Annotated in this window: 11 protein-coding genes and 1 riboswitch; of the genes, 9 read left to right on the forward strand and 2 right to left on the reverse strand. The window is 47.7% G+C overall.

Translation table 11 applies throughout. The features are described 5' to 3' along the window. Positions 1-60: 60 nt before the first annotated feature. Both AC1DOV_RS21825 and AC1DOV_RS21830 read right to left on the reverse strand, forming a co-directional pair. Positions 61-1,137 carry a ThiF family adenylyltransferase gene (locus AC1DOV_RS21825; protein ID WP_477551057.1) on the reverse strand — a complete coding sequence of 359 codons (1,077 nt, stop codon included), beginning with the start codon at positions 1,135-1,137 and terminating at the stop codon, positions 61-63. A 58-nt stretch (positions 1,138-1,195) separates the two neighbouring features. Then, positions 1,196-1,930: a molybdenum cofactor biosynthesis protein gene (locus AC1DOV_RS21830; protein WP_477510584.1), complete on the reverse strand. Its 735-nt coding sequence runs from the start codon at positions 1,928-1,930 to the stop codon at positions 1,196-1,198. A 102-nt stretch (positions 1,931-2,032) separates the two neighbouring features. On the opposite strand from AC1DOV_RS21830, the gene moaA reads away from it, so the two are divergent. The 9 genes from moaA to AC1DOV_RS21875 all read left to right on the forward strand — a co-directional run bounded on the left by moaA (position 2,033) and on the right by AC1DOV_RS21875 (position 13,203). Next, entirely contained in the window at positions 2,033-3,034 is a 1,002-nt protein-coding gene (gene moaA, locus AC1DOV_RS21835) for a GTP 3',8-cyclase MoaA (protein ID WP_076270264.1), read from the forward strand. Then, on the forward strand, positions 3,024-3,518 hold the full coding sequence (locus tag AC1DOV_RS21840) for a hypothetical protein (RefSeq protein WP_477551058.1): 495 nt from the start codon (positions 3,024-3,026) through the stop codon (positions 3,516-3,518). Before moaA ends, AC1DOV_RS21840 begins: the two co-directional genes overlap by 11 nt. Before the next feature lie 42 nt (positions 3,519-3,560). After that, positions 3,561-5,009 carry a bifunctional metallophosphatase/5'-nucleotidase gene (locus AC1DOV_RS21845; RefSeq protein WP_477551059.1) on the forward strand — a complete coding sequence of 483 codons (1,449 nt, stop codon included), beginning with the start codon at positions 3,561-3,563 and terminating at the stop codon, positions 5,007-5,009. 147 nt (positions 5,010-5,156) lie between these two features. Further along, the gene (locus AC1DOV_RS21850) at positions 5,157-6,275 is read left to right on the forward strand and encodes an HD-GYP domain-containing protein (RefSeq protein ID WP_076270263.1); all 1,119 of its coding nucleotides are present in this window, start codon (positions 5,157-5,159) and stop codon (positions 6,273-6,275) included. Between the two features lie 137 nt (positions 6,276-6,412). Beyond that, entirely contained in the window at positions 6,413-7,552 is a 1,140-nt protein-coding gene (yfkAB, locus tag AC1DOV_RS21855; protein WP_076270262.1) for a radical SAM/CxCxxxxC motif protein YfkAB, read from the forward strand. A 64-nt stretch (positions 7,553-7,616) separates the two neighbouring features. After that, the gene (ytvI, locus tag AC1DOV_RS21860) at positions 7,617-8,648 is read left to right on the forward strand and encodes a sporulation integral membrane protein YtvI (RefSeq protein ID WP_076270261.1); all 1,032 of its coding nucleotides are present in this window, start codon (positions 7,617-7,619) and stop codon (positions 8,646-8,648) included. 83 nt (positions 8,649-8,731) lie between these two features. Beyond that, positions 8,732-9,889 (forward strand): glycosyltransferase family 4 protein, encoded by a 1,158-nt coding sequence (locus tag AC1DOV_RS21865; RefSeq protein WP_076270260.1) that lies wholly within the window; start codon positions 8,732-8,734, stop codon positions 9,887-9,889. Between the two features lie 74 nt (positions 9,890-9,963). Next, a riboswitch (TPP riboswitch) is annotated at positions 9,964-10,068 on the forward strand. 311 nt (positions 10,069-10,379) lie between these two features. Next, positions 10,380-12,143: a phosphomethylpyrimidine synthase ThiC gene (thiC, locus tag AC1DOV_RS21870; protein WP_477551060.1), complete on the forward strand. Its 1,764-nt coding sequence runs from the start codon at positions 10,380-10,382 to the stop codon at positions 12,141-12,143. Beyond that, complete coding sequence (locus AC1DOV_RS21875; protein ID WP_477551061.1) at positions 12,136-13,203, forward strand: ThiF family adenylyltransferase; 1,068 nt, start codon at positions 12,136-12,138, stop codon at positions 13,201-13,203. The genes thiC and AC1DOV_RS21875 overlap by 8 nt, the downstream gene beginning before the upstream one ends. Positions 13,204-13,245: the final 42 nt, after the last annotated feature.

The following is a 13,245-nucleotide window of genomic DNA, read 5'->3' on the forward strand; positions in this document are numbered from 1 at the left end:
ATACCTACAATAGTAGCAATGATTGATCGGATTGGCAATATGAGGGTATTATAATAGCGACTAATTACCTAATAATTCAGCATAAAGCGACCTTGCTTTTGATAATTGATCTGTGCCTTGGACGATGGCTCGGCCATCCTGGAACAGGACTAAGGTCAAATCAGCCTCAAGTTCAATTCGCAGTAAAAAACGATTGCGTGTTATTGTGCCAACCGGCTTTAAGCGTTCAGCTAACTCTTCCAAGTTCAGTAGAGCATCTTGACTCGGTGTAATTTGCACAGAATGACGACCGCATAGAGCAGCAGCTGATCCCGACATTTGGTCTTCCAAAAATGCGAACTGCCTATTTCCGCAGCAGTCGCAATGGCTTCGCTTCGATTTGGCCACAGAAATAGGAAGCCAAGCATGATTCCAAAGGTCAACTTGAAATAAGGTGCGGTGAAGTGCGTTCTTGTTGCCTGAGAGCAGCTTAATGGCTTCTGTTGCTTGAAGAGAGCCGATGATGTCAACGACTGGAGAGATGACACCTGCCGTTTCACAAGTATCGGTCGTTCCAGGCGGAGGCGGTTCATTGAACAAGCATCGGTAGCAGGGGGATTCGCCTGGTATAATCGTCATCGTCATGCCCGATGCGCCGACGGCTCCGCCATAAATCCAAGGAATGCTGTACTTCACGCTATAATCATTAATTAAATATCGAACAGAGAAGTTGTCACTGCCATCAACAATAAGATCAACATCAGTGAGTAATTCCTCCGCATTCATTGCCGTTAAATCAGCAACTATCGGATCAATGAAGACAGAGCTGTTCATGGCTCGCAAATGCGCAGCAGCGGCCTCTGCTTTGGGAAGCAGCGATAATACATCTTCTTCGGTATACAGCATTTGCCGCTGTAAATTACTCCATTCAATAATGTCCCGGTCTATAATACGCACATATCCAACGCCGGATCTGACCAAATGCTGGGCGATTACAGAACCAAGCGCACCCATGCCAACGACCGCTGCGCGACTGCCGGTAAGCAGCTGTTGTCCTTTCTCTCCAACGGGTGAGAAGCGGACTTGTCTCGCATAACGAGCTGATCCCACGCCCGATATTTCAGGCGCAGCGTTATTTTGTGTGATTGGTTTGTTCATTTTTGCTAATCTCCTTAAAAGCATCGTGAAGCCATGTTCGACACGCCTAGTTGTAATTCTAAAAGTCCTTTAATTGTTCAGTAGGATTCCACGGGCCAAGCTGATGCCCTTTCCATTCTGATCCGTCCTCCCAAATTTCTTTCTTCCATATAGGGACGATTTGTTTAAGACGTTCAATGGCGTAGCGGCTCGCCTCGTAACAGCTGTCACGGTGGGGGGATGACACCGCGATAACGACGCTTGTCTCAGCGAGGCCAACAACGCCAATTCTATGGCTGATGGCACATAAGGCGCCTTGCCAGCGCTCGGCAATTTCATTGCCAATTTGCTGCATCGTTGCAATGGCCATCGGTGCATAGGCTTCATATTCAAGCCGTACCGTACGCTGCCCATGTGTCCATTCACGCGTTGTTCCTACAAATGCAATAGAGGCACCATTTTCAGGTACGATAACTTTTGCAAGCACAGCATCGGAGCTAATGACATCGTTTGTTACGATATAGCGCTCTATAGGCTCCTTGGCAAGCTCTTGTTTCTCTTCTCCTCCGGATACTGGCGGAAGCAGGGCTAGCTCGTCAGAGGCGTGTATGATCGTATCCTCGGCGGCGTAAACGTGGTTGCATGCGATAAAAGCTATCTGTATTAATGCTTGATGATCTGGGTATTCGTCAGAAATGGCGGCCTTCAGATCGGCTACGCTCATTTTCTCCAAATCCGATTGCAGCTGTATGGAAGGGGCCCCAATTCGCTCGGGAAGCCCTGCAAATAATTTAATAATCCAGTCATATTTCATGGTATAAAACCTCTCATCGTATAGGTTTGAAGCTGTTTATAGAATATCATAATTCAAGAAAAAATGTTATGCTTATACTCGTACAGAAAGGGAGTGAAGGTCATGCCGACATTGACGGATCGTTTTGGACGGGTACACGATTACTTACGTATTTCAGTAACGGATCGTTGTAATTTGCGATGCTTGTATTGCATGCCAGAGGAAGGAATGGAATTCACAGAATCAGAAAATTTACTTTCCTATGATCAAATTGTCGAGGTAGTTGAAGCGGGTGCGGCGCTTGGCATTACGAAGCTGCGCATTACCGGAGGCGAGCCGCTTATAAGGCCGGGTCTCGATGGTTTAATTAAAAGATTATCTGCCATAGCTGGCATTAAAGATATAGCATTAACGACGAATGGTGTTTTTCTAGCCAAACAAGCGGAAGCGCTTCGAGCAGCAGGCTTGAATCGTGTGAATATTAGTTTAGATACGCTGGACTCCGCAAGATTTCGTTTTATTGCAAGAAGCGGGGAATTAAAACGTGTGATGGAAGGAATCGAAGCGGCAGCAGCAGTAGGCTTCGACCCTATTAAGCTGAATTGCGTGCTTCTTAAAGAAGTAAATGAGGATGAAATTGCCGCATTTTTAAAACTCGCCTACGAGCAGCCGATGCATGTTAGATTTATTGAATATATGCCAATCGGCCATGCGGATGAAAATTGGAAAAAGCATTATTTGCCGCTTTCGCGTGTACTGGAAGTAGCAGAGCAAGAGGGCTATACGATTAGCCGCGGACCAAACGTGCATGGAAACGGTCCTTCAGAGGATTGGCAAATGAAGGGCGGCCGCGGCTCCTTCGGGCTTATTCATCCCATCAGCGATCACTTCTGCAGCAATTGCAATCGGCTGCGCTTAACAGCGGATGGGTCCATTAAGCCTTGCTTATATTGGGTAGATGAGCTGAATGTAAGAGAAGCATTTGGGCATCCAGAAGAAATGCAGCAGTTGCTGCTGAAATCGATGGACATTAAGCCGGAAAATCATGAAATGGCGGCTAAGCTGGCTGACAGCGCACAAACGCATATTCCTACCGAACGGCGGATGTCGCAGATTGGAGGCTGACGAGCAGCTGATGCATGAGATCAAGATTGAACATTTTGAGATAGAAATGTCCGTTACGACCCCAGAGGAGATGGCAAAACTTTCGGGCGCAAGCTTCCTTATAGCAGGCAGAGTGCCGGATGCTGAAGGTGAAGCATTTGACTTATATCAATGGTACGCTGCATGGATGAGGGACAATAATTCTGAGAATGCTGCAGCGTCCAAGACGCCATCATATTTAATTGTAGAAGCGGCGGATTCTTTCGAGGCTACTATTCCATGGGAGCAGCTTGAGCAGGCGGCTGTGCTTTACCGGATTAATGGCTTGCCTTTGCAGAAGGCAGGCCCTATCCGCCTTTATGTGCCCAACGGCAGCAGCAAATGCTTAAATGTGAAACGCATCGTTAAACTCAAAATGGGACACGATGAGCCAAATACGCAGGTTGAAGCAGCATATGGTTTTAAGCATACATTTTCGATGAATGATTTGCGTAATAACAAGTAGACTGGTTTTGTGTCGCTGAGTACAGGCATTAAGGAGGCGTGCATGAATTTGACGGACAGTTTCCGTACACGGGTAGTGCTTCTTCATAGCAATGATATACATAGTCGTCTGGAGCATGCCGCCAAGATCGCTTCTTTTATCGCAGAGGAAAGACGAAGCTGGGGCAATGAGCGAGTGCTTGCGGTAGACTGCGGAGACCATATGGATCGCATGCGAGTGGAGACCGAAGGCAGCGATGGGATTGTTAATGTAGAACTTTTAAATCAAGCTGGTTATGAAGTAATAACACTTGGCAATAATGAAGGACTTACTTATTCTTCTCAGACGATTTCGGAGGCGTATACCGATCGCGCTCAGTTTGCTGTCGTTTGTGCCAATATGCACGAGGCTGCTTCAGGTGAGCAGCCTGATTGGCTGCTGCCAAGTATTATTATTGATAAAAATGAACTTCGAATCGGTATCATAGGCGTCACAGCGGCCTTTTCTGACTTTTATTCCTTGCTAGGCTGGCAGGTATCCGATCCATTCGCGGCGGTGCAAGAACAGGCGGCAAAGCTGAGAGATAAGGTAGATGTGCTGGTAGTGATGTCCCATATCGGGATTACCTTCGATAAGCAAATGGCGGAGAAGCTTGAGGGCATCGATCTTATTTTGGGAGCACATACCCATCATTTATTGGAAGAGCCGATTGTTATCGGTGATACGACGATTTGTGCAGCCGGAAAATTCGGCGAGTATATTGGGCGAGTAGAAATCGGAATGGACAACGTTTCCTCGCGCCCAATGTTCCGCGCAACCTGCGTTCCTACGGCCGCAATGGCAGAGCATCCCGAAGCTGCCGCCATCATCGGCAGCTATCTAAAGGCGGGACAGCAGCGCCTAAGCCGGGTTATCGCCCGGCTTTCTGCACCGCTGCCCGCCAGAGCCGAGCGGGAATCACCGCTCGGCAACCTGCTGGCCGCTGGCTTGCGCCGCTGGACCGATGCCGAGATCGGCATCGTCAACGCTGGACAGCTGCTCGGCGGCCTCGCGCAAGGGGACGTGACAGCGGGCGAATTGCACGCCCTCTGTCCGTCGCCGATTAATCCTTGCCTCATGCTCATCGCAGGCACGGATATAAGGACAGCGCTGGAGCAAGCGCTGCTGCCCGAATTTATCCATAAGCCGATCAAGGGATACGGCTTTCGCGGTGAAGTGCTTGGAACGCTTGCCATAGATGGTTTGTCCGTTACCTATGATTCGAACAGAATGCCGATGGATAGACTCATACAGGTAACAGTTAATGGAGAAACGCTGGATGATGAACGACTGTATAAGCTGGGAACGATCGATATGTTCAGTTTCAAGGCGGGTTACGAGTCGCTCGCTAACGCGGTGCAAGTGAACTATTACTTGCCCGAATTCATTCGAGACGTAATCGAAGCGCAGCTGCAAAATTCGTCTGAATTGGCGAAATGTTGTCAGCTAAGATGGGAAAATACCTCGATTTGACAAAGAATATGAAAAATATCGACAATTCATGTCGAAAATATAGTATAAAATGGTTGCGATTTTCCCGTATATCCCGTACATTAACATTACGAACGATTTTTTCCGATGTAATAGTTAGCCGACTTTTAATGGGGAAGGATCGAGAAAATGCGGTTGTTGCCAATAGCGAAATGCAGGCCGGGTATGAAGCTGGCCAAAAAAATATTTTCGCAAGAGGGTATCGTTCTTCTTGGCGAAAATATGGAACTGACAGAGAGACTTATATCCCGCTTGGATCAATGCGGAATTCAATATGTTTATATAACAGATCCGAAGACGGATGATATTGTGCTGCCTTCTTTAATTAGAGAGGAAACGATGCAAATCGCGCTGAAGGAAATTCGAACGAATTTCCGCGAAATGATGGATCGTCCTAAACGCAAAAAAGGCGTAACCTACCCCTATATCGCACAGCCATTTAAAAATATGATGAATATGATTATCGATGACCTCTCCGGTCATAAGGATGCAATGATCATGTTAATGGACATGAGCTCCGTTGATCATTATTTGTTCCAGCATTCTTTAAACGTCTGCGTTTATACGACCCTGCTTGGTATGTCGAACGGCTATTCCAAGGATGAGCTTACGACGCTTGGCATGGGTGCTCTTCTTCACGATATCGGCAAGACGCAGATTGCGATCGATGTGTTAAGAAAACCAGGCTCTCTCTCCAAAGAAGAGTTCGAAGCGATGAAGCAGCATGCGAGAATCGGTTACGAGCTGCTCAAGGATGAGCCTAACCTGCCGCTGCTTGTTGCCCACTGTGCATTCCAGCATCATGAGCGAATTGACGGAAGCGGTTATCCGCGCGGAATCAAAGGCAATGAAATTCATGATTATGCCAAGTGGATCGGGTTGGTCGATTCGTATGACGCCATGACAACAAATCGCGTCTACAGTGCTCCAATGCTTCCGCATCACGCGATTGAGCGGCTTTATGCCGGTACGGGAACGTTATACGAGCAGCGAATGCTGCAGCTGTTCCGCGATAAGGTTGCTATTTACCCGATTGGAATAACAGTTAAGCTGCAAACAGGAGAGTCGGGTATCGTAGCAGATCTTAATCATTCTTACCCGCATCGACCTATTATTCGTATTCTATATAATGAAGCAGGCGAGGAACTGAAATCGCCTTACGAGATCGATTTGTCGAAGCAGCTCACAATGATGATCGTCAGCGTGAACGATGACGCGAGCGAAGTGCAGTTTGCCTCAGGAATTTAACGAAAGACAGATTGGGAGCCGCTTATGGCTCCTTTTTGCTTCTTTTTTTGCCGTTTTATTTGCTTCCTTTGCAGTCGCGCATTACAATAACTAAAGAATGATTCATTCCAGAAAATAAGTCAGGTGCTGAAGAAAAAATGAACACAATACAATTTCAACAATCAAGAACACCGTTATCCACACTTTCGCCAACGAATGATCCGTGGGATCCCATTCGTTCGTTGCAGCAATATGGAAGACATCGCTTAACAAGCGTCGAAATGACCGTTTCCAACCTATGCAATATGCGATGCGAGCATTGCGCAGTTGGAGATACACTTGTAATGACAGAACCCGCCAAGCTGCCGCTTAAGCAGATGCTGGACCGACTGGATGAAGTAGAGCATCTCGAAACGATAAGCATTACAGGCGGGGAGCCATCCTTCTCCGACCGAACGGTTCGTGATTACATGGTGCCGTTGCTTCAATACGCCCGCAGCCGCGGCATTCGCTCCCAAATCAATTCGAACGTGACGCTGCCTTACAGCCGTTATGAGCAGCTAGCTCCTTATCTAGATGTCATGCACATTTCGTTTAACTACACGTCTCCAGAAGATTTTCACCAAATTGGATTTGCGAAAGCCAATCACCATGTATCGCTCGAAGCTGCGACCAAGCTTTATGAACGAATGATCGAAAACACGCGTCGCCTTAGCGAGACAGGTGTACTCGTTTCTGCGGAGTCTATGATCAATTACAAAACGTATAACAAAATTGATGAGATTCATCAGCTGATTGTGGATATGGGATGTCAGAGGCATGAGGTGCATCCGATGTATCCTAGCTCCTTTGCGAAGGATTTACCGGTTCTCTCACGTGAGCAAATGCTGGAAGCTATTGAACGCTTGCTGAAAGCGCGAGACCAATCCGTTTGGATGCTGTTCGGTACACTTCCCTTTTATCCATGCAGTGACAGCAAATCAGAACGTGAACTGCTGCGAAGATTAGCGAATGAGCCAAATGTAACGGTACGCAACGATCCTGACGGCCGCAATCGGCTGAACGTAAACTTGTTTACAGGCGATGTATTTGTAACCGACTTTTCTGACGTACCCGCTTTTGGCAACATCGGTTCGTCCAAATTGGAGGATTTATTTGATAAATGGCTGGACCATTCCCTTGCGCAAAGTGTGAATTGTCACTGCCCGGTCGCTTCATGCTGCGGACCTAACCTCCTTGTTAAGGATATGTACTATAAAGATGTTAATTTTCATGAGCGCAGCGCAGTGCTGGATTAGTATGAAAGAGCTGGTTTAAGAGTGGCGTAAAGTGCATATAAAAGAATAGAGAGGAGGAGAAGCTGTGTCTATTAAGACAATCGTATTTATCGCTTTAGGGTTATTGTTGCTCTATCTGTTTTTTACGGTAGGTGCTCCTTTCTTGCTTGCGCTTGTTGTAGCTATTTTTCTTGAGCCGCTTAATCAGCTGTTTATGAAAAAATTCCGAATGAATCGGCTGGTGGCAGCTACAATATCAAGCAGCCTGTTTACGGTTATTCTCATCGGACTAATCGCGCTGCTTGGCGTGAAAGTGGTAGCCGAATTAATAGCCTTTTTCAAAAAAGTGCCCCAATACTTCGAAAATGCCAATGGGATGGTAGACGATCTCATGTTTCAGGCACAATCGTTATATCAAAACTTCCCTCCTGACGCCATTGAAACGTTAGAGAAATGGCTAATGGAGCTAACGAGTACATTAACGAAAATGGTGGGTACGTTATCGAACACCGTTATCGCTTTCGCTTCGAGCATCCCGGGCATGTTCATCTTCTTTATCGTTTTCTTGGTGGCGGTATACATGATGAGCTTTAGTCTAAATACGATGAAGGCAACGGTGCTTTCATTATTTGAAGAAAAATCGCAGCCTCAGGTCAATGATGTGCTGAACAATCTCAAAAAGTCAATTTTTGGTTTCTTGCGTTCGCAGTTTATTTTGAGTGCACTCACCTACATCATTTCGTTGATCGGTTTGCTCATACTTAATGTCAAATATCCGCTTGCTATCGCGCTGCTTATTATCATTGTTGATATTATGCCGATTCTTGGAACAGGTTCTGTACTTGTGCCATGGGGAAGTTATTTGCTGCTGACGGGCAATGTATTTGTAGGGGTAGGGCTAATTATTCTATTTCTAGTTATTACCGTATTCCGTCGTATCGTAGAGCCTAAAATTCTCGGTGATTCAGTAGGGATCGGCTCATTGTCAGCGCTTGTAAGTCTTTATGTCGGCTTCAAACTCGTCGGTGTTATTGGTGTATTCATAGGACCGCTTGTCGTGATCATCTATATGGCAGCTCGAAGAGCTGGACTATTCCAAATGAAATTCAAGCTATAGCCTTGGAAAAGCCGTGCCAAAGCCGTTGCTAGATACGTATGATACTGCAAAAAAAGCAGATCATGCAGGAGGCATACGAATAAATGGCACCTATTAAAGTTGCAATTGTAACACCAGGCTCCTTCCCGATTCCTTCATCAGGGAGCAGCTCGGTTGAGCGAGTGGTAGAGAAATTTGCCCCGCTGCTTAAGCCTTACGCAGAACCTCGTATTTTTGGAAGACTGAGCAAGCGATTGCCTCGTCAAGGACAATTTAACGGTGTTGTTTGTGAACGGTTTGCAGCGGGCAATAAGCAGCGATATATTCAAGAGGTAGGACATGCGGTTCACCGTTTTTCTCCTCACGTCATCGACGTCGAGAATCGTCCCCAATTTGTGCTAACGATGAAGCGATTGAATCCTGGCAAACGAGTCTGGCTTTATTTGCATTCCTCCACCTTTATTTCACCCTCCTATATTTCTTCTGCAAACTTGCATAAGTGCTTGCAGGCCGCAGATAGAATCATCGTAAATAGCGAGTTTCTAAGGCGAATTGTAGTGTCGAAAGCGCCAGAGGTCGCTTCGAAGCTGCGAGTCATTTATCCTGGCGTAGATACGGCCAGGTTCCCTTCACAATATTCCTCCGAAGGAGCCGCTAAACGGGAGAGTTTAAGGCAAAAGAGAGGATTGAATGGTAAAAAAGTGGTGCTTTTTATGGGGAGGCTTATTCCGCTTAAGGGCGTTCATCATCTTCTCAATATCGTGCCGCAGCTTGCCAAAAGCCACCCAGAGCTCGTCGTTATCATCGTAGGGAGCCCATTTTATGGCTCGCATCGCAAAACGGCTTATGCGCGCAAGCTTGAACAGCTTGGACGCAAATGTCCGGGTCATGTTCGTTTTGTGCCCTACGTGCCACATTCGGAAGTGCCCAGCTGGATGCTCGTTGCCGATGTAGCGGTCGTTCCATCTGGACAGAGGGAGGCGTTTGGGCTCGTTAATGTCGAGGCGATGTCCTGCGGCGTTCCGGTAGTCGCGACACGTGCAGGCGGAATGAAAGAAATTATCCGTAATGGCGAAACAGGCTATTTGGTCAATCAGCTTCATATCGAGCGAGAGCTGCGAGAAAAGCTGCATCTGCTGCTTCGCGATAAACAGCTCAGGCAAAAGCTGGGGCGACGCAGCCGCGAGCGTGTGGAGCAGACATTTACATGGCGTCACACCGCTGATCGATGGGTAAGGCTGCTGAAGGAAAGCGGACTGTAGCAGGCTGTATTTTTCCGCGGTTTGGAAAATAGAGGGTTGACACCCTTCTTTACTAAACGGTATAGTCAAACAAGGAAATCCACTAGGGGCGCCGTAATGGCTGAGATAAAGCGAATCGCTTTGGTCCCTTTGAACCTGATCTGGGTTATGCCAGCGTAGGAAAGTGGGATTGTGCGTTTATGCTTTGCGCGTGAAAGCTCTGCCGGAATCTGCTGAAGCCTCAGCTTATGCGGCATGACTTTATCTGCTTAGGGGAACCCTTGCAAGATAACACTCGCATGACGACACTCTTCGACCGCTCCTTTGCTGGAGCGGTTTTTTTGTTTGGCGCCAGTGAATTGATATAGCTTTGTGGCCGCCATGCACGCTCCAGCGATTGCAGCTCTTGTAGCAGCCTAGCTACTTGTATAGCAGCGGTGTTTTAAACTTTCTCATATGCTTGCGTATGCCTCCAGGAGGAATTCTATTATTCCATTAGGAGGTTTTTGTGATGTCTATTTTTTCTACTCCGCTTCCGGGCAGCCGCAAGGTGTACGTTGAGGGCTCAAAGGGAAACATCCGTGTTCCGATGAGAGAAATTGCACTTGAAGCTAGTACTGGCAGAAATGGTGAAGAGCTGCCGAATGAACCTGTAAGAGTTTATGATGCAAGCGGTCCTTATACCGATGAAACGTATGAGGCAGATGTTCGGCGCGGTTTGCCCGGTATTCGCAGCGAATGGATCTTGGAGCGTGGTGATGTAGAGCCCTATGAGGGCAGGGAAATCAAACCGGAGGATAATGGATTTATTTCTGCTGAAAAAGCAGAGCAGCGAGGCGCGGAACGATTCCCAGGGTTAACGAGGAAACCGCTTCGTGCCAAAAGAGGGCAAAATGTTACGCAGCTTCATTACGCCCGCAAAGGGATCATTACCTCTGAGATGGAATACATCGCTATTCGCGAAGGGATGAGTGCAGAATTTGTTCGCAGCGAGATCGCAGCCGGCCGTGCCATTATTCCGACGAACATCAACCATCCTGAAAGTGAGCCGATGATTATTGGGCGGCAGTTTCACGTTAAAATCAATGCTAATATCGGCAACTCTGCTGTAGCTTCTTCGATTGAAGAGGAAGTGGAGAAGATGACTTGGGCGACGCGCTGGGGAGCCGATACAATTATGGATTTGTCCACGGGGAAAAACATCCATACGACGCGGGAGTGGATCGTGCGAAATTCACCGGTTCCGGTTGGCACAGTACCCATTTATCAGGCGCTGGAGAAAGTGAATGGCAAAGCTGAAGACCTTTGCTGGGAAGTATTCCGCGATACGCTTATTGAACAAGCCGAGCAGGGTGTCGACTATTTTACGATTCATGCAGGTGTACTGCTGCGCTACATACCACTTACGGCAAAGCGCGTTACGGGTATTGTCTCGCGAGGCGGATCAATTATGGCAGCTTGGTGCCTGGCACACCATAAGGAGAATTTCCTATATACGCATTTTGAAGACATTTGTGAAATTATGAAAGCATACGACGTATCATTCTCGCTCGGTGACGGCCTGAGACCCGGTTCTATAGCAGATGCCAATGACGCTGCTCAGTTTGCTGAGCTGGATACGCTTGGTGAGCTAACGAAGATCGCATGGAAGCATGATGTACAAGTGATGATTGAAGGCCCTGGCCATGTGCCTATGCATTTGATCAAAGAAAATATGGACCGTCAGCTAGAGGTGTGCGATGAAGCGCCTTTCTATACATTAGGACCGCTAACGACCGATATCGCGCCAGGTTATGATCATATTACTTCGGCAATTGGTGCTGCAATGATTGGATGGTTCGGCACGGCGATGCTTTGTTATGTAACACCGAAGGAGCACCTTGGCCTTCCGAATAAGGAGGATGTGAAGGAAGGCGTTATTACGTACAAAATTGCAGCGCATGCGGCTGACTTGGCGAAAGGGCACCGGGGAGCTAAGCTGCGTGATGATGCATTGTCCAAAGCGCGATTCGAGTTTCGTTGGCGTGATCAATTCCATCTATCGCTTGATCCAGAGCGTGCGATGGCTTACCACGATGAGACGCTTCCGGCTGATGCTGCGAAATCCGCTCATTTCTGCTCCATGTGCGGGCCGAAGTTTTGCAGCATGCGAATCACCCAAGATATAAGAGAGTATGCCGCGCAAAACGATATGGAAACAACGGAAGCCATTGAAGCGGGAATGAAGGAAAAATCAGATGCATTCAAGGCGGCAGGGAGCAAGATTTATGGTTGATTCTGTTCTTGATGCTTTTGCAGATCGTTATTCGAGGCAAACGAGATTTGCTTTCATTGGAGAGGCAGGCCAGCGGAAGCTGGCCGATGCCTCGGTGCTTATCGTCGGTGTTGGCGCATTAGGCGCTTCACTTGCGCAGCATATGGTAAGAGCCGGTGTCGGGGAAGTTAGGCTGGTAGACAGGGATTTTGTTGAGCCGAGCAACTTGCAGCGCCAAATGCTTTTTGACGAGGCGGACGCGCTGGCTGTGATGCCCAAAGCAGTGGCCGCTGCCAATCGGCTTCGCCAAATTAACAGCAGTGTAAACATTATGGCGACAGTAGCGGATGTGAATGCACAGAACATCGGATTTCTCGCCGGAGGAGTCCATCTCGTCCTTGATGGGACGGATAATGCAGCGACAAGGCTGCTGGTCAGCGACCAATGCTTTAGACAGCGAATCCCATTTGTTTATGGCGGGGTGGCCGGGGCGCAGGGCATGCAGGCAACATTAATTCCTGGAGAGACTTCTTGCTTACGCTGTTTAATCGGAGCAGATGATATGGAGCAGGAGGCGGATACTTGCGATACGGTAGGCGTACTCGCTCCAGCGGTTGAATGGATCGCATCAATGCAAGCAGCTGAGGCGATAAAATGGCTCACTGGCAATGATTCGGCGCTGCGTAAAACGTGGTTGAGCATTGATCTATGGTCATTTCGAATGCGGGAATCGGAGCTGCCGGCATTCAGTACCGAGTGTCCATTCTGTGGTCAAACGCCTGATGGAGCAACTGACGACAAGCGTTGTTTTGAAGCTGATAGAGCGGAAGACACTCAAATAAGCTCTACCGTATTATGCGGTAGGGATACGGTTCAGGTGACGTTAGGCAAGCCGTTTGATTTAAAAGAGGTAGAGCAAACTTTGAGAGCGCTTGGCTGCACGCTCACCGTGAATCGGTATTTAGTGAAAGCGATGATCTCAAGCGGAGAGCAGCTGATTCTCTTCCCAGATGGACGGGTGCTTGTGCAAGGCACAGCGGATGCGGAGAATGCAATTAATCTCGTTAAAACGTTTTTATGAAATGGAAACAAATGATTTGTTTGATGAAAGGTTGTGTTTGAG

Source organism: Paenibacillus sp. 01T47, assembly GCF_056398245.1.